The organism is Bartonella sp. B1099, assembly GCF_944801835.1.
Taxonomy (GTDB): domain Bacteria; phylum Pseudomonadota; class Alphaproteobacteria; order Rhizobiales; family Rhizobiaceae; genus Bartonella.
Genome location: NZ_CALYLN010000001.1, coordinates 427,723 through 450,188, shown reverse-complemented (window position 1 = coordinate 450,188; position 22,466 = coordinate 427,723). Strand labels below are relative to the sequence as shown.

Genomic DNA, 22,466 nt, shown 5'->3' with positions numbered 1-22,466 from the left:
GTTTCATCCTGCCTTGTTTGCGATAAAGGTAACTACCATTTTTATGTGACTTCAAAGTTTTGTGACGCGTGGGAGTCCATTTATGAAATACCAAGCCGTTGTTGATCATAAGACGCAGCCTTTTCGTCGTGATACACGCATTGATGTTTTTCGTTCTTTAGCCTTATTGACGATTTTTATCAACCATATTCCCGGAACGCTCTATGAGCATGTAACCCATAGAAATTTCGGTTTTTCTGATTCTGCAGAAGTTTTTGTTTTGCTTTCAGGCGTTTCATTGGGCTTAAGTTTTCATGCGCGGTTACAGAAAAAACCTTTTTCCTTCATTGTGCGTAAACTTTGGTACAGGGCTTTGCAGCTCTATGGCGCATATCTTTTGACCACTTTTGTTACGTTAAGCTTGTTTTTAGGAGCCTTTTTCTTATGGAGAACAGAAAAACTGTTAGCGATGAACAATGTGGGGCTTTTTGTTACACAACCGCTTACAGCATTTTTGCATAGCTTAAGCTTGGGACATCAATTAGGCTATAATAATATTCTGCCGCTTTATATGGTTTTGATGTTTTTTGCGCCTTTTATCCTATATTTGAGTTGTAAACAGACAAAGTGGCTGCTTTTGGGCTCATTTATACTTTACCTCATCTGTGGATTTTATAAAATTGCGCCCCCTTCTTATCCTATAGAGGGAAAATGGTTTTTAAATCCTTTGTCTTGGCAATTCTTGTTTGTTATAGGCTTAACCAGTACTTTAGCGCTTAAACAAGGAAAAACAATCGCTTTTCAGTCTTTTTGGGTGGTTTGTGCGGCAGGCTATCTCTTGGTGGCACTGTTATGGGTTCGCTTAAATTGGTGGGGCGTTTTGGGTTGGTTGGGCTGGTCTTCTCCGTTGCTCAACTTTAATAAAACCTTTTTAAGCTTGCCACGTTTGCTCCATGTTCTGGCATTATCTTTTCTTATTCTTTCGTTGCCGCGCGTCAATAAATGGTTTGCTGTTTCAGAGCAACATCCTTTAGTAATCCTAGGAAAACATAGTTTACCGGTCTTTGTAACAGGAACTATTTTTGCCATGTTTGGACAAATTATCAAAATAGTGATGACAGGAACGTTTTTTTCCGATAGCCTCTTAATGATAACGGGCATCGCTCTGCAATTTGGAGTCGCCTATTATTGTGAAAAACGGCGGTCTTTACAGGAGGCTTTTTCAAGAAAACTGATCCGCTTATAAGAAAAACGCGGTCCCGTGATCCCTGTTTGGCTGCGTTAACCTTAGTATAAAAAGCGAATTGCACAAAAAAATTAAAAGAGGTAGTCATTTCAAAAAAAAGCATTCTATACAGCAACAAAAGAAACTTTTTAGGACTCTGTTCGTTGAGTGATATAATATTGAGCGGTGTGGTTTTGTGCTGATCCTTGGAGTATAAAAGCGTGAGCGTACATAAACGTCCCTATGATGAACCTATTATCATGATTGAGCATAATGCTTTTAATCGTCTCTATGAAGAGACAATGGCGCTGATTGAAAAAACAGCAGCCTATATCGATTCAGAAGGGAAAGTCGTTGCGCGTTCCCTTTCGACAGAAATTTCTGCACTCTATGCAAAGGAGGCGATGTATTTAAGTACAAGACTGATGCAAATTGCCTCTCAACTCCTTCTTCTTCGAGCAGAGCGCGAAGGGGAAATGTCATCAGAACAAATAAAAAAAGAAATCGTTAAAGTTTCCCTTCAGACCCCGACGTTGGAACTTGAAACCCCTCATTGGAACGAACTCCCAGAAATTTTTCGCCAATTTGTTGCTCATTCACTGCGTTTAGAAGCGCGCATAAAGTATATGCGCGCAGGGTGGGAAGCGGCGGCTTCCTGTACTTTAGAAGATGAAAATCCAGTAGGAAAACAAATAGAATTACTCAAAACAGCCTTTGGGCGTTCTTAGAGGATATTCTCTTGGGCTTTTGTCTAAGGGGAAATGTCATCAGAACAAATAAAAAAAGAAATCGTTAAAGTTTCCCTTCAGACCCCGACATTGGAACTTGAAACCCCTCATTGGAACGAACTCCCAGAAATTTTTCGCCAATTTGTTGCTTATTTACTCTCGTTTGAGAGGCTCGCATAAAATCTATACGCGCGGGGTGGGAAGCGGCGGCTTCCTGTACTTTAGAAGATGAAAATCTGCTGGCAAAACAAATAGAATTACTCAAAACAGCCTTTGGGCGTTCTTAGAGGATATTCTCTTGGTTTTTCGCGAAGGGGAAATGTCATCAGAACAAATAAAAAAAGAAATCGTTAAAGTTTCCCTTCAGACCCCGACATTGGAACTTGAAACCCCTCATTGGAACGAACTTCCAGAAATTTTTCGCCAATTTGTTGCTTATTTACTCTCGTTTGAGAGGCTCGCATAAAATCTATGCGCGCAGGGTGGGAAGCGGCGGCTTCCTGTACTTTAGAAGATGAAAATCTGCTGGCAAAACAAATCAACATGGGTGGGTATAACGTAAAAAGACTCGGTGGCGTATATACCATCCAGAGAGGAGAATTTTTATACTTATGAATGTATGGATCCTCTCTTTGCTCGTTTGAGATGGTTTAATCATTATGACATTGGAGATGAGATAGAAGGGGGAGATGAGATAAAAGGGGTGTTTTTATACTTTTCTTTTGCTTCCTTGTCAGGTGTGAGGGGTTTGGTTTGATGGCATTTTTAGTCTCATAAAAGCTGCTGTTTTTTCGGGTGTTATACGGCATAAATTATGATACATGTTCCTCTTTTTACGGGTTTTATGTTTTGCTGCTGTTTTCTTGGTGGGCGAGCCTTTATTCAAAAGAGGGAAAAGTGTATAAACTGGATTTTATGGCAGAGACGATTCGTATTATAGGCATTGATCCCGGACTACGGTATACGGGGTGGGGCGTTATCGATCTTGCGGGTAATCGTCTTCAGTTTGTTGCTGCAGGGACAGTTTCTTCCGATGTAAAGTGTGATCTGGCTTCCAGACTCTGTCAGATCCATAAAGGTCTTTCAGAGGTTGTGCATCAATTTATGCCTCATGAAGCTGCGGTGGAACATGTGTTTGTTAACAAAGATGCGACAGCAACTTTAAAACTTGGGCAAGCGCGTGCGATTGCGCTGCTGGTTCCTGCGCAGGCAAAGTGTCCTGTTTTTGAATATGCACCCAATAAGGTGAAAAAATCGGTTATTGGTGTTGGACATGGGGCGAAAGAACAAATTCATATGATGGTAAAAGTTTTACTCCCACGGGCTGAATTTGATAGCAATGATGCCGCTGATGCCCTTGCGCTTGCTCTTTGTCATAGCATGCATCGTAAGAGGATTGATCAATCTTATCAGGCAAGGATGGCGATATGATTGGGGCGACAACATGATTGGCAAATTAAAGGGTACGCTTGAACATATCTTTGAGGATTATATTATTCTTGATGTTCATGGTGTGGGGTATGTTGTTTTTATCTCAAATCGGTTGCGTCCTTCTTTGCCTTCTGTTGGGGAGACGTTAAGCCTCTTTATTGAAACGCATGTTCGGGAAGAGGCAATCCGCCTTTTTGGTTTTGCAACAAGAGCCGAACAGGAGTGGTTTTGTATGCTCCAAAATGTTCCAGGCGTAGGGGCTAAGGTTGCCTTAGCAATCTTGGGCACTTTATCGCCAGATGAACTTGCACAAGCTATTGCTTTAAACGATGGGGCGATGATTAGTCGAGCGCCAGGCGTTGGTAAAAAAGTTAGTGAAAGAATTGTGGGTGAGTTGAAAAGTAAAACGCTTCCCTTTGAACAGGCGGTCAAGACTGTTTCAATTCCGCAGCATGAGAGCGCTAATCAACCTGCGCAGGATGCGCTTTCCGCTTTGATGAAGCTAGGCTTTGAACGCGAGCAGGCAGCTCGTGCTCTTGCTCTTGCCATGAACGCCCTTGAGGGAGAAACTGTTTCTTCTGCTCTCTTGATTCGCCATAGTCTCAAATTGCTTTCTTCTCCTACTTGAAATTAAGGTAACAATGCATAAAGATGAAGATCAACGCCTTTTAGGGGCTGCACCCCTTCCCAACGATCCGGATCGTTCCTTAAGGCCACAAGTTCTCGATGACTTTATCGGGCAAGAAGCAGCGCGGGCTAATTTAAAGATATTTATTGAAGCCGCAAAAACTCGGAAAGAAGCGTTGGATCATGTTTTGTTTGTAGGACCACCGGGACTGGGAAAAACAACGCTTTCACAGATTATGGCAAAGGAATTAGGCGTTAATTTTCGCTCTACTTCAGGACCGGTCATTGCTAAAGCAGGAGATTTAGCTGCTCTCTTGACCAATCTTGAAGAACGCGATGTCTTGTTTATTGATGAAATTCATCGCTTAAATCCAGCAATCGAGGAAATTCTTTATCCAGCTATGGAAGATTATCAACTCGATTTGATCATTGGGGAGGGGCCGGCAGCACGCTCGGTTAAAATTGATCTGGCTAAATTTACTTTAGTGGCGGCAACCACACGGTTGGGGCTTTTGACCACACCGCTTAGAGACCGTTTTGGCATCCCTATTCGTCTTAATTTTTATACAATAGAGGAATTGGAATATATTGTGCAGCGTAATGCGCGGCTTTTTGCCGTCAAGATCAGTGATGATGGCGCCCATGAAATTGCACGTCGAGCACGTGGAACTCCGCGTATCGCTGGACGGCTTTTACGGCGCGTTTGTGATTTTGCTTTGGTCAAACAGGCAAAACAAATTGATCGAAAAATCGCCGATGAAGCGCTTTCGCGCCTTGAAGTGGATTATCTTGGGCTTGATCCGCTTGACCGGCGTTATTTGCTGCTGATTGCGGAAACTTTTTTAGGAGGACCGGTAGGCATTGAAACCATTGCGGCTGCTTTGTCAGAACCACGCGATGCGATTGAAGATATTGTTGAGCCATATCTTCTCCAACAGGGTTTTATTCAAAGAACGGCTCGAGGACGCATTCTTACGGAAAAGGCGTGGAGCCATTTAGGACTTGCTGCGCCTGCTTCAACATCGATACAAAAACGTACGCAACTTTCTGATGCTCAAGACAATGCATCACTTCAGACGTCTTTATGGGATGGGGAAGAGGACTAAGGCATTTTTTTAACCAAAACTGTGCGGGTGGTTTATCGCAAGCTCTTATAAGGACAAGAAGAACGCCTCTGGTTCTTGTGTTTTCACCGAAAAGGTTTAGAACGATAGGGGGGATTTTGTGCTTTTTTCTTTTCACAACTTCAACACAAAAATATGTTCAATCTTTTGATTGATAAACAATTTTCTAACTTAAATGATTTTATGGGACATGAAGTCAATGACAGAAGTAATGCCTTTCAAGAGCGATCATAAAAATGCTTTTCATAATTTTCAGGTGCGCGTTTATGTGGCTGATACAGATTTTTCCGGTGTGGTTTATCATGCGCGTTATCTGGAATTTTTTGAACGGGGACGTTCAGAATTTTTACGGGATACCGGTTTTAATAATAAAATATTAGCTGCAGGAGGGGAGGGGGAAAAACTGTTTTTTGTTGTGCGTCATATGGAAATTAGTTTTTTACGACCAGCCCAAATTGATCATCTTTTAGTTGTTAAAACACGTGTTAATCATGTCCAAGGAGCACGCTTTTTTATGGAGCAATCTATTGTGCACGAGGTGACCACGTTGGTAACAGCAAAAGTGGAAATTGCTCTGATTAATGAAGAAGCAAAACCGCGACGTTTACCCAAAGAGCTGTTTGCAAAAATGCTTGGTTAAAACTCTTGCATGTTGAATATACAACAGTTTTATTGATAATGATAAGATAGAGTTATTCAATTTAAATGAGAACCGTGGATGGTGTAAAATTTTCTCATTTCAAATTCTTTTGTGAATTCACCAAAATCATTTTCTTGCATGTCACATTTTTTTCTTGTTACAGGCAGGGTTGATGGGTGGAGATAAAAAGGATTGAGAAAGGCATAAAATGCCTTTTATAAAGCGTTTTAAGTGGCAAGATTGATCGCAAATTTTGAGCTGGAAACGCTTATCCTATCATGCCGTAAAACACTGCTCTTTGGGCGGAAATCGTTGGGTAATGTAAATGTCAAGGGCTTCTTGTGAAAGTGGGGGGTGAATATTTTAGGGAAAGATTTGCGGGCTGGGGAACACTCTTCTTTGAGAGACAGTGATAATCCTATGAAATAATAAGCTGAGAAATCCGCTAGCATCAGAAGTCAGCGTTTTGACAGACCAGTGTTTATAGAATGGTGCGGAGGATAGTTTCGTTTACTGATTTCTGTCAAAATGAAAAAGCGTAAAAACGTGGATCTGTAAAAATGAAATAAAGGATTGGAGTTTTGTGTGTGCTTTTGCTTAATCGGAAATTAACCACCAAATTGCCTTTTGTTTTTTAGGGTGGAGTTCTCTAAAATTTCTCAAAAGGGCGTGTTCTTTTTCGCTATAGATTTCTTGATCATCGTGTGAGGGAGGTTCTTTTGTGGGGGGATCTTCTTTTGTAGCAATAATATCCGCATAAAAAAAGCTCATTGGAACTTCCAGTAGATTGGCAATTTCTAGCAAACGTCCTGCGCTTACACGGTTTAACCCTTTTTCGTATTTTTGGATTTGTTGGAAACTGACACCTAAAGAATTCTCTAATTCTTTTTGAGAAAGCTTCATTGATATTCTTCGATGACGAATTCTTTTGCTTGATAAGAAATATCATTAAAATGTGAATTTTTGGTTTGCATGTTAAGTCCCCCCGGTTGCGAGCGCCCTCGCATGAGTATTCCGGGAGTTAAAGGTACTGAGCTCTAGTCAGCTTTTTGCTTTTAGTGCTGAGATGCACCTGGACATAGCAAAATCTCCCGGAATCCCGGGATATCCACAACAGTGGATTTATTTGTACGCTAGAGCTTAGGACCTTTAATCCCTCTTGATCGGTGCGTAGACGATCAAAATATCTTTTGATTGATAAAGTACTTTCAAGAGATTGGCAAGACAAATTAAAACATTAGCTATTCTATTATACTGTAAAATGGGGTTGTTTGAGAGGCGGGGATTTGAAGCCAATAGAGGGAATTCGCTTTAAGGAAAGCTGGCGTAGATTATTGTTTGCAAAACGGTGCGGGGTTAGAAATTTTGTCTTTTACAGTGAGGGGGGAAAGTCAAGATGGTGGAGCATTCTTTTCATAAACGGGGGGATTGGGTTTTATCCTTCATAGGTATTGATGAAGGGGGAGGCTTTAGGGTGATCTTGCATAAATGTCTTTGTGAGAGAGAGGGGAGATGTCTTGAGAGATGTCTTTGATGATCACTTTTTAAAGAAATTTAAGAAACAGGTCTTGTTTTCGTGCATGGATTTATGTGAGACTAAAGTTTTTTACTTAAATTTAGAAACTATAAAACAATCTGTTTTATAAAATTTTAAGAAGTGCACCTTTCATTTAGAGGGACAAAAATTATGCCGCATGGTGAACTAATGAATCCGGAAACAATGGGAATGTTGCATTTGTTTATGCAAGCAAGTCTCGTCGTTAAAGTTGTTATGGTTGGGTTGCTGCTTGCTTCCGTCTGGAGTTGGGCTATTATTTTTGATAAAATTTTTACCTACCGGAGAATACGGCGTGAAATCAAACAATTTGAACGGACATTTTGGTCTGGCAAAGCGCTAGAGGATCTTTATGTCACCTGTAAGAGTCACCGTACCAATAGCATATCTGCTGTTTTTATGGCAGCAATGGCTGAATGGAAAAAATCTCTTGAAAAAGGAACCCATACTTCGATCAGTTTGCAGAGCAGAATTGATAAGGCGATGGATCTAACACTGGGACGTGAAAGTGAAAAAATAGAATCAAAGTTAAGTTTTCTTGCAACACTGGGATCTGCAGGACCCTTTATCGGTCTTTTTGGAACAGTGATTGGTATTATGGAGTCTTTTCTTTCTATTTCTGCTTCTCAAAATACATCTCTTGCCATTGTCGCACCAGGGATTGCAGAAGCACTTTTGGCAACGGCTATTGGTTTGTTTGCGGCAATTCCAGCCGTTATTGCCTATAATAAATTGACCCATGAAAGTGCACGCATCATTGCACAAATAGAAAATTTTGCCGATGAATTTTCAACAATTGTCTCACGGCGTATTGATGAAACACGTACAGCACCTTCCTCTTTATAAAAAGGAGCTTATCCCATGGGAATTTCTGTTTCTTCTTCTTCTCAAAAAAATACACGGAGGCGGCATCATTCACGAAGCCAACTGATGAGTGAGATTAATGTCACCCCTTTTGTGGATGTCATGTTGGTGTTGCTTATTATTTTTATGGTCTCTGCTCCCCTTTTGGTGAACGGTGTTCCTTTGGATTTACCACGCAGTCAAGCGGGTCCCGTCCGCGCACAAAAAACACCCCTTACAGTTTCACTGGATGCGCAAGGGCGCTTTGCCATTCATCAAGATTATTATGAAAGTTCACAAGCGTTGATTGCACAGCTTAAAACTCTTCTAGAAGCGGATCCTACACAAAAAGATCAACGAATTTTTGTGCGGGTTGCTAAAACTGTTGAATATCAACAAGTCTTAAAATTGCTCGCAGATATTCAAAAAGCAGGGTTTTCTCAAGTTGCGCTAGCAAGTCTAGCACAATAAATAACGGACAATAAAAAATAACAAACAATAAAATTGTCCATAACTATTTGTTTTTAAATGTTTTTAAAAGAGTGCAACGTGATTAAAAGTGAAAAAAATACAAGGTATCAATTAAGGCATAAAGGATGAACAAAGACTCCTATCATAGTATGAAACGAGGCTTAGTTTTATCCCTTGTGGTCCATGTTATTTTGATCAGTTGGGGCGCCGTTCAGTTTACAAACTCTGTTTCTTTGCCACAACCCTTGGAAGCAATTCCCATCACTCTTGCGCCCGTGAGCGAAGAGTTTTCCTCTCAACAAGGCACTGTGAAAGCGCCACTCCATGCAATTCCTGCTGTTAAACCAACGACTACCCCCCAAGAGATAGAAGATGCTCGCCATATTGGAGAAGGACAACGAGATAGTCTTGCGCCTTTCCAACCAAAGGAAAAGCCGCGCCCCGTTGAGACAACACCGCCGCCGCCAAGCAATCCCTCAGAACCATCTAAACTTACAGAACCAGTCGAAGCAAAAACAGAGGAAACTCCCAAGCTCGCACCTGAGATGCCTGTAGAAGCGGTGGAGGAAGCCCCCAAGCTTGCACCTGAGATGCCTGTAGAAGCAGTGGAGGAAGCCCCCAAGCTTGCACCTGAGATGCCTGTAGAAGCAGTGGAGGAAGCTCCCAAGCTTGCACCTGAGATGCCTGTAGAAGCGGTGGAGGAAACTCCCAAGCTTGCACCTGAGATGCCTGTAGAAGCGGTGGAGGAAGCTCCCAAGCTTGCACCTGAGATGCTTGTAGAAGCGGCAGAGGAAATTCCCAAGCTTGCACCTGAGATGCCTGTAGAAGCGGCAGAGGAAACTCCCAAGCTTGCGCCTGAGATGCCTGTAGAAGCGGTGGAGGAAACTCCCAAGCTTGCACCTGAGATGCCTGTAGAAGCGGTGGAGGAAACTCCCAAGCTTGCACCTGAGATGCCTGTAGAAGCAGTGGAGTCCCCTCCCAAGCTTGTGCCTGAGGTGCCTGTAAAAACATCGGAGGAAGCGTCTAAGACTGTGCTTCAGCCTGCGCACAAAAATGAAGAGAAGGTATCGCCGAAAGAATTAGCTCCAACGGTAGAAAAGGCACCAGCAGAGCAGGTTGTGTCTCAAGCGTCTAAAATTGCACTTCCAGAAAAACCTCTTCTTCCGCAGTTTAAACCAAAATTTAATGAAGAATTTCCAAGGAAGAATGAGGCTGCATTGAAGCAAAGGACGCCAAAGCTTAACAAGAAAAATCAAGAGAAACAGACTATTGAAGATATTTTAGCGCTGGAAGAAAATAATTTGCTCAATCGTGCGCGCTCACAAGGAGGGGGAGCAAAACGTTCTCATACACCAGAAGCTTTGGGGGCAAGAAAAAATATCAATGATATCACAAAAATGGCACAAACATTGGTCAATATTGCGGGGGGTTGTATTCAACAGAAGCTTAAACTTGTGGCGCTTGGTGGCGATTTAAAAAACCGTCCCATCGTGCGGTTGCGTTTTTACTTAGACCGTGAAGGGATGGTTATGGGGGATCCTATCATTGATCCTGTAAGCGGTCTTGAGAGCCAACAGGCGATTATGATAAGGCAGGTGTACGCGGCTGTCTTTTCATGCCAACCTTATGCAGATCTTCCTCGTGATCAATATGACCTGTGGGGGCAGGGTTTTGACTTTAATGTTGACCCTCTCCAAGAAATAAGATGATAAATGAGAGAAATTAAATTCGCTTAATGAAAGGACACATTCTATGATGACTATAACAAGACATAAAGTTTTTAGATGGTTTATAGTCACTTGCAGTTTGTGGCTTTCAAGTCTCTCATCGGGTTATGCGCAATTGAAAGGAACAATTTCCAGCGCTGATTTTAATCCCATTCCCATTGCAATTACAGACTTTATTTCCAATGATTCGATCGGGTTGAAAATATCTGCTGTAGTGACAGCCGATCTTGAACGGTCGGGGCTTTTTTTACCGCTTGATAAGGAACATTTTTTTGAAAAAATTTCTAATCCGAATAAACAACCGCATTTTGCTTCGTGGCAGAAAATAAAAGCGCAAGGTTTGGTGACGGGACAAGTCATGAGAGAAATCGATGGACGGTTGAGGGTCGATTTTCGTCTATGGGATGTTTTTGGACAGCGACAATTGAAAGGACGGCGTTTTTATACTGCCACAGAACGTTGGCGGCGTGTGGCCCATATGATCGCAGATGAGATCTACAGTGAAATGACAGGAGAAAGTGGCTATTTTGATACAAGAATTGTTTTTATCGATGAAACAGGTCCCCAAAATGCACGCATTAAACGTCTAGCCATGATGGATCAAGATGGCGCAAATTTGATTTATATGTCTGATGGAAGTGAATTGGTGCTTACACCGCGGTTTTCACCAAAAAGGCAAGAAATCACCTATATGGCTTATGAGGATAATCAAATCCCTCATGTTTATCTTCAACAAATTGAAATGGGGCAAAGAGAGTTGATTGGAACGTTTCATAACATGACAATTGCGCCGCGTTTTTCTTCTGATGGACAAAAAGTCATCATGAGTTTATTGCAAAATGATGGAAGTGCAAATCTTTACACTATGGATTTGCGGACCCGTACAATGACGCGGTTGACAACAACTTCTGCCATTGATACCTCTGCTTCTTATTCACCAGATGGAACACAAATCGTCTTTTCCTCAGATCGTAGCGGAAAGCCGCAAATCTATAAAATGAATGCCGATGGCAGTGATATTCAGCGTATTTCTTTAAACGAAGGCAGTTATTCGACACCCATTTGGTCGCCACGGGGTGATTATATTGCCTTTACAAAACAATTAAATGGACAATTTTCTATTGGTGTTATGCGCCCTGATGGACAAGCAGAACGAATTTTAACTACAGGGTTTCATAATGAAGGACCGACTTGGGCCCCCAATGGTCGTGTGTTGATGTTCTTTCGTAAAAACCCTGGTATGGGACCCAAAATCTATACCATTGACATTACGGGACGCAATGAACGTCAACTCCCCACACCTAATGATGCTTCTGATCCAGCATGGTCACCATTGCTCAATATACAATAAAAACAAAATGCTTGATAAAAAGATAAAAACAGAAAAAATATAGAGTCTACACAATCTCAATGGTTTTTAATCAGTTTAAAGAACGCACTTGTGAGAGGGCGTATGGGGGCCTATCGATTTTATCCAGCATCGGCTGTTGTTTATCGATAGTCGAATTTTCTTGAGACGAAAACGTTTTTTAAAAAAACAATTTCTTGAAAAAAATAGAGCCGTGTGGTGGTTTCTAGATTGCCTTTATTTTCCAAACTGTCGCTATAGATCCTTTTGACTTCCTCTCTGATCTGGTTTGCTTAAAGTTCAGCCATTGCTGCCATAAAAACGGCAGATATGCTATTGGTATTTAGATTTTTGTTAAGAAGATTTTCTCTGCTTCCCCCTGATGTGTTTTCACAAAACACGAAAAGAATCTCTATGGGTAAGTTCTATTTACAAGACGATGGAATGCGTCTTGCAAAAAAAATATTGAATGTCTCTAGAATTTTTTAGGCTTTATAACAGATGCAACTTATTGATTTATAATGATAATATAGCGTTGTTTAACTTGAATAAGGACCCTTAAATAGTGTCAATTTTTCTCATTTCAAATCTGTTTATCTTGAATCAATCAAAATCACTCGCTTGCATGTTGCAAGCGGGGTGAGTGTGTGGATAAAAATTGTATAAGACAAGGACTAAAAATGCCTCTTATGAATCGTCTCAATGCAAGGGGTGTCGCAATATTGGGCGCTGGAAAATATAATGATGGTGTCGGTTTATTATTCCATAAGCGTAAAGATGGCGATGCTTAATGGAGCAAGTGAGCATCACATAAGCTCCTCATGTTGCAACCACCTTACAGCCTTTGAGACAGTTCGTAAGGGGGTATTTTCTCCTTTCAGTTTTACGTGCCACACGGGCTTTTTCTGCTGAAGAATGTGCAAGTGTATGATTTTAATTGATGCACCATACACACAGATTTGAAATGAGGGAATTTGACACTCTTTAAAGGATTTTATTTAAGTTCAATAATGCTAAAATACCTTTATTAATCAATGTGATAAGCTTGTTGCTTTTAGTTTTAAGTAAATCTCATGTGTGAGAAGAAGAACGCGTCTTTAAGAAAATTCGAATGGTTTACAGACCAAATCATCTTCATCTCTTGAGAGGAGGACGGAAAGAGTAAGCTTAAACAACAAAGAGAGAGGCTATAGAGGGAGCATTCTTAGACTATAGGTAATTATAAGAAAAGCGTGAGATGATAGAGTGTTGTATGTTTTTATCATCAAAACTGTTTGAGTGTTCAAAGACGTTCAAGGGCGTTCAAGAGGGGGATTGCTTTGTGCTTTCTTTTTTCTGCACGCCGCTTTTAGGGACATTGTTTCTATTTTTTTGCACTTGATGGTGGTTTTCTTGGGCGCTACCAATGATTAACCCCGCTTTTTATGCGGGGCTTTTATCGGTGCGGTTCAAAAGGAGTGGTGACAGTTTTTCAGTCTCTCATCGGTGAAGAGAGGGGTCAATAATGGGCATTATACGGACAGTTTTGCCAAAATCTCATCGCTGACATCAAAATTAGCATAAACATTTTGTACATCATCATCTTCTTCTAAGGTTGAAATCAGTCGTAAAACGGATAAAGCTTTTTCTTCATCTATGGGAGCAAGGGTGGTGGCTTTCCAAATTGTTTTAATCGATTCTGCTTCCCCAAGTTTTGCTTCAAGTGTTTTTGAAACTTCACCAATATCTTCAAATGCGCAGGTAATATGATGTCCGGTTTCTTCGGACTGTACATCTTCAGCACCAGCTTCAATGGCTGCATCCATGATGTTGTCTGCGGTTCCTGCTTCTGGTTTATAAATTATTTCTCCAATCCGATTAAACATGAAACTGACCGATCCTGTTTCTCCTAGGGCTCCACCTGATTTGGTGAAGGCGGCGCGAACGTTTGAAGCGGTGCGGTTACGGTTATCGGTTAAAGCTTCAACAATCACGGCAACACCGCCTGGTCCATAACCTTCATAGCGTACTTCATCATAATTTTCGACATCGGCTCCTGACGCTTTTTTAATCGCGCGCTCAATATTATCTTTCGGCATTGATTGTGCTTTGGCATTTTGAACAGCCAGCCTTAAACGTGGATTCATGGCCGGATCAGGGGCACCTTGTTTTGCTGCGACGGTAATTTCACGTGCAAGCTTAGAAAATATTTTCGAGCGCATTGCATCTTGACGCCCTTTACGGTGCATAATATTTTTAAATTGTGAATGGCCTGCCATAGTTTTCCTTCCTGTTTGAGGGCTCTCTTTCTGGGGTGGGCGTTTTTTAGAATGTAAGGCGATAAAATCACGCATCCCACCAGAATAAATGTGCCACAGCATGAGGTGAAATAATCAAATAAATCCTTTATAGGAAAATTCATCTTAAAGGTAAAGATACCTTCGTTGAGGATCATTCCAAGAGAGATCTCTTGTCGTTGAGCAAAAATCACGCTATAACAGAATATAATCTCATGGCAAAATGGTTTATTCCATGTCTCGCTTTATTTTACAAAGTGGGTGGAAAAGACGAACATATAAGAACATATAATGAAGAAGTTCCAGTGCTCTTGAGTGGGCGGTAACCTGCCTCATAGAAGAGGCGCAGAAGAGGATTTATAAAAATGGCAACGCAACTTTTGATGCCCAAAGCAACAGCTGTTTGGTTGGTTGATAATACAGCTCTTTCTTTTGAGCAGATTGCAGAATTTTGTAAATTGCATGTCTTGGAAGTAAAGGCTATTGCTGATGGTGAAGCAGCTTATGGTATTAAAGGTCTCAATCCGATTAATTCTGGGCAGTTGACGCGCAGTGAAATTGCCCGGGTGGAGGCGGATCAAAACGCACGCTTGAAAATTTCTCAATCAAGGGTGCACATTCCTGAAAAAAAACGTAAAGGAGCACGCTATATCCCTCTTTCTCGACGTCAAGATCGTCCCAATGGTATCTTATGGTTGGTGACCAACCATCCCGAGTTGAAAGATGCACAAATTGCAAGATTGATTGGGACAACAAAAGCAACCATTGAACAGATCCGCCTTCGAACCCATTGGAATAGTGCTAATTTGTCTCCTCTTGATCCTGTAGGGCTTGGCTTGTGTTCGCAAATCGATTTAGACTTTGAACTCCAGCGTGCGGCAAAAAACCGCCCTGTTGCTGCAGAAGAAGATAGGTCGTTGCTTCCCGCCTCTGTGACGGAAAACGCTCCTCTCGAGGAAAATGAAAGTGAAGACAATTCTCACAAAACTTTTGATGCTGATAAAGTTTTTGCAAAATTGAATGCGCTGCAAAAAAATCGTCAAGATCAAGAGGAAGCGTAAGCGGTAGGACGTACCAGAGCAATGTTGCTCAATTGATTATCGAGATGTTAGGGGAATAGCTGGGAGGGAAAAAATTGGCAGAGACTGAAAAATGATGAAAAAAAACAGAAAAATTTCGTCTTCATTAGGAATTAACGGTTATTCTTAAAAATATTTTTAAGAATTTACCCTTCTTTAAAGGAGAAACGGACTATGTGCTCTACCAAAAATACTCTCTCTCGTTCCTTAGCGATCCTCTTTCTTTTCTCCCTATGTTTGGGTGGGTGTGGCAAAAAAAATACCGGTGCATTTCATGGTATGAATGGCGCTTATATGAATGATGCTGGTTTAAATCAGGTGTTACCAGGTTCAGGACAAGAATTTACGGTTAATGTGGGTGATCGTGTGTTTTTTAGTCTCGATTCTTCTTCATTGGATGCAGATGCTGAACGTATTTTAACGCGTCAAGCAGAATGGTTGCTTCATTATCCTTATTATTCTATTATGATCGAAGGTCATGCTGATGAGAGAGGAACACGTGAATATAATTTGGCACTTGGACAGCGTCGTGCTGTTGCTGTGCGAAATTATTTGGTATCTCTCGGTGTGTCTGCGCAACGGATTCAAACAATTTCTTACGGAAAAGAAAGACCTGTCGCGGTATGTGATGATATTTCCTGTTGGAATCAAAATCGACGTGCTGTGACAACGCTAAGTGATATGAACAGTCATTAAATGAGCAAATTGTTTGTTTCTACCATTCAATGAACTCTTAAGGGGAGAAAAGAATGTATCGTAAAATCAATTGGAAAATGATCTTTTATATGGCGGTTTTCATCGCTTGTTCTATTTCATTTGCTGAAAGTGCGGCTCGAAAGGCTTCAGAATATCCTGCACATGATACGGATAAAGTTGGCACCGCTGATAAAGCTTCTGACACTGTTGATAAAGCCGCCTCCGATGCGGTGGAAAAAGCCTCTGACGTTGCAGATAAGGCTACTTCCGGTGTGGTGGAAAAAGCTTCAGATGCCGCTGATAAGGCTTCCGATGCGGCGAAGAAAGCCACGGATGCTGCCGATAAAGCTGCTTCCGATGCGGTAGAAAAAGCTTCAGATGCTGCAGATAAGGCTGCTTCTGGTGTGGTGGAAAAAGCTTCAGATGCCGCTGATAAGGCTTCTGATGCAGCGAAGAAAGCCACGGATGCTGCCGATAAAGCTGCTTCCGATGCGGTAGAAAAAGCTTCAGATGCTGCAGATAAGGCTACTTCCGGTGTGGTGGAAAAAGCTTCAGATGCCGCTGATAAGGCTTCCGATGCAGCGAAGAAAGCCACGGATGCTGCCGATAAAGCTGCTTCCGATGCGGTGAAGAAAGCCACGGATGCTGCCGATAAAGCTGCTTCCGATGCGGTGGAAAAAGCTTCAGATGCTGCAGATAAGGCTACTTCCGATGCGGTGGAAAAAGCTTCAGATGCTGCAGATAAGGCTACTTCTGATGTGGTGGAAAAAGCTTCAGATGCCGCAGATAAGGCTTCCGATGCGGTGAAGAAAGCCACGGATGCTGCCGATAAAGCTGCTTCCGGTGTGGTGGAAAAAGCTTCAGATGCTGCCGATAAGGCTTCCGATGCGGTGAAGAAAGCCACGGATGCTGCTAATAAAGCTGCTTCCGGTGTGGTGGAAAAAGCTTCAGATGCTGCCGATAAGGCTTCCGATGCGGTGGAAAAAGCCTCTGACGCTGCTGATAAGGCTGCTTCCGATGCGGTGAAGAAAGCCACGGATGCTGCCGATAAAGCTGCTTCCGGTGTGGTGGAAAAAGCTTCAGATGCTGCCGATAAGGCTTCCGATGCGGTGAAGAAAGCCACGGATGCTGCTAATAAAGCTGCTTCCGGTGTGGTGGAAAAAGCTTCAGATGCTGCCGATAAGGCTTCCGATGCGGTGGAAAAAGCCTCTGACGCTGCTGATAAGGCTGCTTCCGATGCGGTGAAGAAAGCCACGGATGCTACTAATAAAGCTGTTGGTGTTTCAGTGCATCAAGGGATTATTTTAGAGAATCAGCAGGTTTTATTTAAAGATTATGATTTAGATAAGCTTTTACATAAGATACGGATGGTGCTTGAGCATAACAATTTGAAGAATGTTAACAAGCAGTTTCACCGGCTTTTTGATAGAAAAGACTCTTCTGTTTATTCTTGTTCCGTTGAAAGTGCTGCTTTGGATGCAAAATCTCAGACTGTAAAAGAAGAGATGGTGCAGGAGCATAGCGCGGGTGATCAGACAAAGGTTGCAGATGTGAAAGACCATCCTGCGAAGGAAATAGGCGATCATTTACAAAAAGCGCATGATGTGAAAGCTCATATTAAAGCACATCAGAGTGACACGCTTTCTTCTTCAAAAGCTTTGTATAAGGAAGGGTATGATTTTATTCATTCTGCCAATTATGTTGAGGCTGAAAGGAGCTTTTGCGCTTTTCAAAATCGTTACAAAAAAGATCCTTTGAGTGATGATGCTTTGTTTTGGTTGGCTGAATCTTTGTTGGGACAAAAACGCTATCATGAAGCAGCACAAGTTTATCTGTCCGCATGGTATGCCGATAAAAAGAAGCTCTATACCTCTGAGATTTTGCTGAAATTAGCAAGAAGTATGGTTGCTCTTGAGAAAAATGAAAAAGATTGTGCTTTTTTCGCAAAGAAATCAAAACATCATCAAATATTAGAGTCTGTGTTTTGTAAGTCTCTAAAATAAGCAGCGAGGTCGTTTTGGGTGTGCGTTAGACTGGCAAGAAATCTTTTTAAAACATCGGATTTTATTCAGTGTCGACGAGTGATTCTTGCCGTCTCAGGGGGAAGTGATTCTTTAGCTTTGATGTTTTTGGTCAAAGAGTATTTCGAAACGCTCTCAGTGCCCCCAGAAATTATTGCTGTGACGGTTGATCACCAATTGCGTAAAGAGTCCGCGTATGAAGCAGAAACTGTTGCGGAAATTTGTCGTGCCCATCACATTAAACATATCACTGTGCGGTGGGAAGGCAAAAAACCAAAGACGCATATTGCTTCCAGCGCTCGTATTGCGCGCTATGATCTCTTGGTTCGGGAAGCACAAAAACAAGGCGCCTCTCTTATTATGACGGGCCATACACTCAATGATCAGGTTGAAACCTATCAAATGCGATGTCAACGTCTCCAAAAAAGTAGGGGGGCTTTATGCGGTGAAGCTGGTGCTATGCATGATGGGGGTTCTGCGGGCGGTCTTGCCGGTGCATTGTGCGGTGAAGTTGATGCCAGAGAAACGAGAAAAAATATTGCCGAAAAAGAGGGGCTCTATGAGCGTGGTTTATCCTGTATTCCGCGTGAGGCATTGTTGCAGAGAAAAGTGCGTTTGATTCGACCGCTTCTTGGTGTAAAACGCCAAACATTGCGTAATTATTTACGCTTAAAAGGAAAAATGTGGATTGATGATCCCACAAACGAAGATCGCAATTTTGAACGTGTGCGGGTGCGTCAATCTCTTTCTTCGCAAAAGCTTACTGATATTGCTCAAAAAATAAATCAAGCCGCTTTGCAACGTCGTCAACAAGCGCAAAATATTGCCAATTTAATTGTAGCGCTGGATATTACGGTTCAATATGGGCGTTGTTTCATCAAAAAGCCTGCGCCACTTTTACAGAAACATGTCTGTTTCCCTTTTGTTGTTGGGCTTTTTGCCGTGTTGATGGGTGGGGGATTTTATTTGCTCCCCCAAAAAAAATTAAGCACGCTTGTTCAAAAACTCTGTCTCCATTCTCCCGTAAAGCAGCGTTTTACATATGCAGGCTGTGTGATTGAATATAACAAAGCTGGCATTGCTTTATGGCGTGAAGGGCGCAATATGAAAGACGCTCTTGTAAAGCCAGAGGAAACACTGTTATGGGATGGGCGCTATCAGATTACCAATCATGGATCTGAGGCTATAAAGGTTGGAGCTGCCAATTTAGAACAGTTGAAATCTTTATTGAAAAACAACAATTTTGATCTTGAAAAGCCTCATTTTCCCTCTTTACAATCGCTGCTGCTGATTTCAAATGATAAAGGGTGTGATATTCCTGAGTTGATTTCTCAAGCGATTATTCATAAAAATGTTATCATCAAGCGGATTATGGCGCCTTTCGATTGGCTTTCCTCACGCGAAGATGCTGCGCTGGTGAATGTTGTGGAACCTTTTTTTAATCTTGAGGTGAAAAGATAAAGAAAAATAACGCTAAAAGAGAATAAACCGTCTCTCATCCCTTGGCAAGGGGCTGACAAGGTTATATGTTAAGGGGAACTGTTTGAAATCTATATTTGATTAAGTGGGCTGAATATGAATTCCAATTACCGCTCTCTCCTCATTTGGGGAGTTATTGCCTTGATTTTGATTATATCGTTTTCTATTTTTAATGGAGATAGTCAACGTTCTGGTGGTGGAGAAGTCTCCTATTCTGAATTTTTGCAAAAGGTTGAGAATAACGAGCTGAAATCGGTGACCATTCAAGGTCAAAAATTAACAGGACAAACTGTCGAACAGAGAACTGTTTCAACTTTTGCACCACGCGATCCAGGTTTGATACAAAAATTGGAAAGCAAAAACGTTAATGTTAAAGCTATTCCTGAAAGTTCTGGAAATAGTATCTTCCTTAATCTCCTTTTTTCTTTGTTGCCTGTTATTATTATCGTTGGGGCGTGGGTCTTTTTTATGCGACAAATGCAAAATGGATCACGCGGAGCAATGGGATTTGGGAAATCAAAAGCAAGATTGCTTAATGAAGCGCAAGGACGTGTTACCTTTAAGGATGTTGCTGGTGTTGAAGAAGCAAAACAAGATCTGCAAGAAATTGTTGAATTTTTACGCGAACCACAAAAATTTCAACGCTTAGGAGGACGTATTCCTCGTGGTGTTTTGCTTGTTGGTCCTCCAGGAACCGGTAAAACGCTGTTAGCGCGCTCTGTCGCGGGTGAAGCCAATGTGCCATTTTTCACCATTTCAGGGTCTGATTTCGTGGAAATGTTTGTCGGTGTTGGGGCAAGCCGTGTGCGAGATATGTTCGAACAGGCTAAAAAAAATGCACCTTGTATTATCTTTATCGATGAAATTGATGCTGTTGGACGCCATCGGGGGGCTGGACTGGGGGGTGGAAACGATGAACGCGAGCAGACCTTAAATCAGTTGCTTGTTGAAATGGATGGGTTTGAGCCCAATGAAAGTATTATTCTTATTGCTGCGACAAACCGCCCTGATGTGCTTGACCCTGCTTTATTGAGACCAGGACGTTTTGACCGACAAGTTGTGGTGCCAAACCCAGATGTTTCTGGACGGGAACAAATCTTGAAAGTGCATGTGCGCAATGTTCCTTTAGCCCCGAATGTTGATTTGAAAGTTTTGGCAAGGGGAACACCAGGATTTTCCGGTGCGGATTTGATGAATCTTGTCAATGAAGCTGCTCTTATGGCTGCGAGCCGGAATAAAAGAGTCGTGACAATGCAAGAATTCGAAGATGCAAAAGATAAGGTGATGATGGGGGCTGAACGTCGTTCAACCGCTATGACGCAAGAGGAAAAAGAACTCACGGCTTATCACGAAGCAGGACATGCTATTGTGGCTCTCAATGTTCCCGTTGCTGATCCTGTCCACAAAGCAACAATCGTTCCAAGGGGAAGGGCATTGGGAATGGTGATGCAATTGCCAGAAGGTGATCGCTATTCTATGAGTTATCGGTGGATGATTTCTCGTTTAGCCATCATGATGGGAGGACGTGTGGCTGAAGAGTTGAAATTTGGAAAGGAAAATATCACATCGGGGGCTTCTTCTGATATTGAGCAAGCAACGAAATTAGCACGTGCCATGATCACACGGTGGGGGTTTTCTGATCTGCTTGGAAATGTCGCTTATGGCGATAACCAAGATGAAGTCTTTTTGGGTCATTCTGTTGCGCGAACACAAAATGTTTCTGAAGAAACAGCGCGCATGATTGATATGGAAGTGCGTAAGCTTATTGATGATGCCTATAAAAGTGCAACCAATATTTTGAAAACAAAAAGAAAAGAATGGTTTGCTCTCGCTCAAGGCTTGTTGGAATATGAAACTTTAACGGGCGCTGAAATTAACGAAGTCATTGCAGGTAAGCCTCCTTCACGCACACAGAAAGATGAAAATGCTGCGCCGCGGACTTCCTCTGTTCCAAAAACTGGAACAGTAAAGGTAGAGACCTCTGTGGACGATGAAAAAGATGCTAAAACAGCGCCTAAAACAGTGACCCATAAAGCAGAAAACGTTAAAGGTGAGGCGGGAAAGGTAGAGGGTGCTGTTGGGAAAAAAACAGCAAAATCCAAGGATACTGAGTCTAAAAAAGCGCAAAATGCAAAAGGCACCACAAAATCAGTCAATCACTCTCAAAGTAAAAACAGTGCTGAAAAAAAACCCAATACTGTGGGAGCTGATAAAGAAAAATAAGAGCCTTTTAATAACGCTTGAGTGGCTATGTTTGGGAAAAATTTCTAAATTCTTTGAAAAAGGCGCGAGCATTGCTTTGCGCCTTTGATGTAATATTAAAATATGGAAGCAAAAAATTAAGCAAATCCGTTTATTATGACAGCTTTAGCAGGGGATAAGGTGGTCTGTTCTTTTGCAGCATTGGTAGGGTGCGATGAGGTGCTGTGCGGTTTTTGTCCGAGGGTTGTGAGGTTTGATGATGAATTGGCTTGCAGGTTTGCTCAAGAGTGCGATGTAAGGCGATGGGGGTGCTGTGCGGTTTTGGGTCGAGGGCTGTGAGGTTTGATGATGAATTGGCTTGCGGGTTTTCTCAAGAGTGCGAGGTAAGGCGATGGGGGTGCTGTGCGGTTTTGGGGCGAGGGTTGTGAGGTTTGATGATGAATTGGCTTGCGGGTTTGCTCAAGAGTGCGATGTAAGGCGATGGGGGTGCTTTGCGGTTTTGGGTCGAGGGCTGTGAGGTTTGATGATGAATTGGCTTGCGGGTTTGCTCAAGAGTGCGAGGTAAGGCGATGGGGGTGCTGTGCGGTTTTGGGGCGAGGGTTGTGAGGTTTGATGATGAATTGGCTTGCGGGTTTGCTCAAGAGTGCGATGTAAGGCGATGGGGGTGCTTTGCGGTTTTGGGTCGAGGGCTGTGAGGTTTGATGATGAATTGGCTTGCGGGTTTTCTCAAGAGTGCGAGGTAAGGCGATGGGGGTGCTGTGCGGTTTTGGGTCGAGGGCTGTGAGGTTTGATGATGAATTGGCTTGCAGGTTTTCTCAAGAGCGCGAGGTGAGGCGATGGATTGGTATGGATTGGTTTGCGATTTTGGCAGGGTGTGAGACTATCCTTTGGGTGTCTTCAAGGAATGTGTAAAGCCTGTTTAGAAAATAATATTGCTTTATGTGTGCAGAGGAGAAACATTATTGGTTGAGCGTCGTTTAGATGCGTCAATGGTGAAGAGGGTCTTTGATGCTCT

Annotated in this window: 19 protein-coding genes and 2 pseudogenes; 19 read left to right on the top strand and 2 right to left on the bottom strand. The window is 42.3% G+C overall.

Annotated elements, in window-relative coordinates; genetic code table 11:
• The first annotated feature begins 82 nt into the window (after nt 1-82).
• The 8 genes from NNJ73_RS02040 (at nt 83) to ybgC (ending at nt 5,754) form a co-directional block, all read left to right on the top strand.
• The gene (locus NNJ73_RS02040) at nt 83-1,225 is read left to right on the top strand and encodes an OpgC family protein (protein WP_254492484.1); all 1,143 of its coding nucleotides are present in this window, start codon (nt 83-85) and stop codon (nt 1,223-1,225) included.
• A gap of 200 nt (nt 1,226-1,425) precedes the next feature.
• Complete coding sequence (locus NNJ73_RS02035; RefSeq protein ID WP_254492482.1) at nt 1,426-1,932, top strand: DUF1465 family protein; 507 nt, start codon at nt 1,426-1,428, stop codon at nt 1,930-1,932.
• A 33-nt stretch (nt 1,933-1,965) separates the two neighbouring features.
• Nucleotides 1,966-2,112, top strand: coding sequence for a hypothetical protein (locus NNJ73_RS10080; RefSeq protein ID WP_371923231.1), 147 nt, complete (start codon nt 1,966-1,968; stop codon nt 2,110-2,112).
• 118 nt (nt 2,113-2,230) lie between these two features.
• Nucleotides 2,231-2,398, top strand: a complete 168-nt coding sequence (locus tag NNJ73_RS02025; RefSeq protein ID WP_254492481.1) for a hypothetical protein — start codon at nt 2,231-2,233, stop codon at nt 2,396-2,398.
• Nucleotides 2,399-2,847: 449 nt separating this feature from the next.
• Complete coding sequence (gene ruvC, locus NNJ73_RS02020; RefSeq protein ID WP_120122707.1) at nt 2,848-3,363, top strand: crossover junction endodeoxyribonuclease RuvC; 516 nt, start codon at nt 2,848-2,850, stop codon at nt 3,361-3,363.
• 13 nt (nt 3,364-3,376) lie between these two features.
• Nucleotides 3,377-3,991 (top strand): Holliday junction branch migration protein RuvA, encoded by a 615-nt coding sequence (gene ruvA, locus NNJ73_RS02015; RefSeq protein ID WP_254492480.1) that lies wholly within the window; start codon nt 3,377-3,379, stop codon nt 3,989-3,991.
• 13 nt (nt 3,992-4,004) lie between these two features.
• The gene (gene ruvB / locus NNJ73_RS02010) at nt 4,005-5,096 is read left to right on the top strand and encodes a Holliday junction branch migration DNA helicase RuvB (RefSeq protein ID WP_254492478.1); all 1,092 of its coding nucleotides are present in this window, start codon (nt 4,005-4,007) and stop codon (nt 5,094-5,096) included.
• A gap of 217 nt (nt 5,097-5,313) precedes the next feature.
• Complete coding sequence (gene ybgC, locus NNJ73_RS02005) at nt 5,314-5,754, top strand: tol-pal system-associated acyl-CoA thioesterase (protein WP_254492477.1); 441 nt, start codon at nt 5,314-5,316, stop codon at nt 5,752-5,754.
• Between the two features lie 597 nt (nt 5,755-6,351).
• Here the strand turns inward: ybgC and NNJ73_RS02000 are convergent.
• Nucleotides 6,352-6,728: pseudogene (locus tag NNJ73_RS02000) on the bottom strand (helix-turn-helix domain-containing protein).
• A 713-nt stretch (nt 6,729-7,441) separates the two neighbouring features.
• Here NNJ73_RS02000 and tolQ point away from each other — a divergent pair.
• The 5 genes and pseudogenes from tolQ to NNJ73_RS10075 form a co-directional block, all read left to right on the top strand.
• Nucleotides 7,442-8,155 (top strand): protein TolQ, encoded by a 714-nt coding sequence (gene tolQ, locus NNJ73_RS01995; RefSeq protein WP_254474970.1) that lies wholly within the window; start codon nt 7,442-7,444, stop codon nt 8,153-8,155.
• Nucleotides 8,156-8,170: 15 nt separating this feature from the next.
• Complete coding sequence (gene tolR, locus NNJ73_RS01990; protein ID WP_254492475.1) at nt 8,171-8,623, top strand: protein TolR; 453 nt, start codon at nt 8,171-8,173, stop codon at nt 8,621-8,623.
• A gap of 125 nt (nt 8,624-8,748) precedes the next feature.
• Nucleotides 8,749-10,332 carry a cell envelope biogenesis protein TolA gene (locus tag NNJ73_RS01985; RefSeq protein WP_254492474.1) on the top strand — a complete coding sequence of 528 codons (1,584 nt, stop codon included), beginning with the start codon at nt 8,749-8,751 and terminating at the stop codon, nt 10,330-10,332.
• 43 nt (nt 10,333-10,375) lie between these two features.
• Nucleotides 10,376-11,701, top strand: a complete 1,326-nt coding sequence (tolB, locus tag NNJ73_RS01980) for a Tol-Pal system beta propeller repeat protein TolB (RefSeq protein WP_371923230.1) — start codon at nt 10,376-10,378, stop codon at nt 11,699-11,701.
• A 677-nt stretch (nt 11,702-12,378) separates the two neighbouring features.
• Nucleotides 12,379-12,486, top strand: a pseudogene (locus NNJ73_RS10075) (DUF4102 domain-containing protein); the annotation flags it as partial.
• Nucleotides 12,487-13,209: 723 nt separating this feature from the next.
• On the opposite strand, the gene NNJ73_RS01975 reads toward NNJ73_RS10075, so the two are convergent.
• Entirely contained in the window at nt 13,210-13,956 is a 747-nt protein-coding gene (locus NNJ73_RS01975) for a YebC/PmpR family DNA-binding transcriptional regulator (RefSeq protein ID WP_254492472.1), read from the bottom strand.
• Between the two features lie 383 nt (nt 13,957-14,339).
• Here NNJ73_RS01975 and NNJ73_RS01970 point away from each other — a divergent pair, with 383 nt between their 5' ends.
• The 6 genes from NNJ73_RS01970 (at nt 14,340) to NNJ73_RS01945 (ending at nt 21,790) form a co-directional block, all read left to right on the top strand.
• Nucleotides 14,340-15,035 carry a DUF1013 domain-containing protein gene (locus NNJ73_RS01970; RefSeq protein WP_254492471.1) on the top strand — a complete coding sequence of 232 codons (696 nt, stop codon included), beginning with the start codon at nt 14,340-14,342 and terminating at the stop codon, nt 15,033-15,035.
• Between the two features lie 192 nt (nt 15,036-15,227).
• Nucleotides 15,228-15,749: a peptidoglycan-associated lipoprotein Pal gene (gene pal / locus NNJ73_RS01965; protein ID WP_254492470.1), complete on the top strand. Its 522-nt coding sequence runs from the start codon at nt 15,228-15,230 to the stop codon at nt 15,747-15,749.
• A 53-nt stretch (nt 15,750-15,802) separates the two neighbouring features.
• Nucleotides 15,803-17,752, top strand: a complete 1,950-nt coding sequence (locus tag NNJ73_RS01960) for a tol-pal system protein (protein ID WP_254492469.1) — start codon at nt 15,803-15,805, stop codon at nt 17,750-17,752.
• An 18-nt stretch (nt 17,753-17,770) separates the two neighbouring features.
• The gene (gene tilS / locus NNJ73_RS01955; RefSeq protein ID WP_254492467.1) at nt 17,771-19,231 is read left to right on the top strand and encodes a tRNA lysidine(34) synthetase TilS; all 1,461 of its coding nucleotides are present in this window, start codon (nt 17,771-17,773) and stop codon (nt 19,229-19,231) included.
• Between the two features lie 114 nt (nt 19,232-19,345).
• A complete protein-coding gene (gene ftsH, locus NNJ73_RS01950; protein ID WP_254492465.1) occupies nt 19,346-21,472 on the top strand; it encodes an ATP-dependent zinc metalloprotease FtsH in 2,127 nt (708 codons plus the stop codon).
• Nucleotides 21,473-21,607: 135 nt separating this feature from the next.
• Nucleotides 21,608-21,790 carry a hypothetical protein gene (locus tag NNJ73_RS01945; RefSeq protein ID WP_254492464.1) on the top strand — a complete coding sequence of 61 codons (183 nt, stop codon included), beginning with the start codon at nt 21,608-21,610 and terminating at the stop codon, nt 21,788-21,790.
• The last annotated feature ends 676 nt before the right edge of the window (nt 21,791-22,466 follow it).

Bases quoted from the DNA above. Each gene is read 5' to 3' on its own strand.
- NNJ73_RS02040 (WP_254492484.1), top strand. From the start codon at position 83: ATGAAATACCAAGCCGTTGTTGATCATAAGACGCAGCCTTTTCGTCGT.
- NNJ73_RS10080 (WP_371923231.1), top strand. From the start codon at position 1,966: ATGTCATCAGAACAAATAAAAAAAGAAATCGTTAAAGTTTCCCTTCAG.
- ruvC (WP_120122707.1), top strand. From the start codon at position 2,848: ATGGCAGAGACGATTCGTATTATAGGCATTGATCCCGGACTACGGTAT.
- ruvA (WP_254492480.1), top strand. From the start codon at position 3,377: ATGATTGGCAAATTAAAGGGTACGCTTGAACATATCTTTGAGGATTAT.
- ruvB (WP_254492478.1), top strand. From the start codon at position 4,005: ATGCATAAAGATGAAGATCAACGCCTTTTAGGGGCTGCACCCCTTCCC.
- ybgC (WP_254492477.1), top strand. From the start codon at position 5,314: ATGACAGAAGTAATGCCTTTCAAGAGCGATCATAAAAATGCTTTTCAT.
- tolQ (WP_254474970.1), top strand. From the start codon at position 7,442: ATGCCGCATGGTGAACTAATGAATCCGGAAACAATGGGAATGTTGCAT.
- tolR (WP_254492475.1), top strand. From the start codon at position 8,171: ATGGGAATTTCTGTTTCTTCTTCTTCTCAAAAAAATACACGGAGGCGG.
- NNJ73_RS01985 (WP_254492474.1), top strand. From the start codon at position 8,749: ATGAACAAAGACTCCTATCATAGTATGAAACGAGGCTTAGTTTTATCC.
- tolB (WP_371923230.1), top strand. From the start codon at position 10,376: ATGATGACTATAACAAGACATAAAGTTTTTAGATGGTTTATAGTCACT.
- NNJ73_RS01975 (WP_254492472.1), bottom strand. From the start codon at position 13,956: ATGGCAGGCCATTCACAATTTAAAAATATTATGCACCGTAAAGGGCGT.
- NNJ73_RS01970 (WP_254492471.1), top strand. From the start codon at position 14,340: ATGGCAACGCAACTTTTGATGCCCAAAGCAACAGCTGTTTGGTTGGTT.
- pal (WP_254492470.1), top strand. From the start codon at position 15,228: ATGTGCTCTACCAAAAATACTCTCTCTCGTTCCTTAGCGATCCTCTTT.
- NNJ73_RS01960 (WP_254492469.1), top strand. From the start codon at position 15,803: ATGTATCGTAAAATCAATTGGAAAATGATCTTTTATATGGCGGTTTTC.
- ftsH (WP_254492465.1), top strand. From the start codon at position 19,346: ATGAATTCCAATTACCGCTCTCTCCTCATTTGGGGAGTTATTGCCTTG.
- NNJ73_RS01945 (WP_254492464.1), top strand. From the start codon at position 21,608: ATGACAGCTTTAGCAGGGGATAAGGTGGTCTGTTCTTTTGCAGCATTG.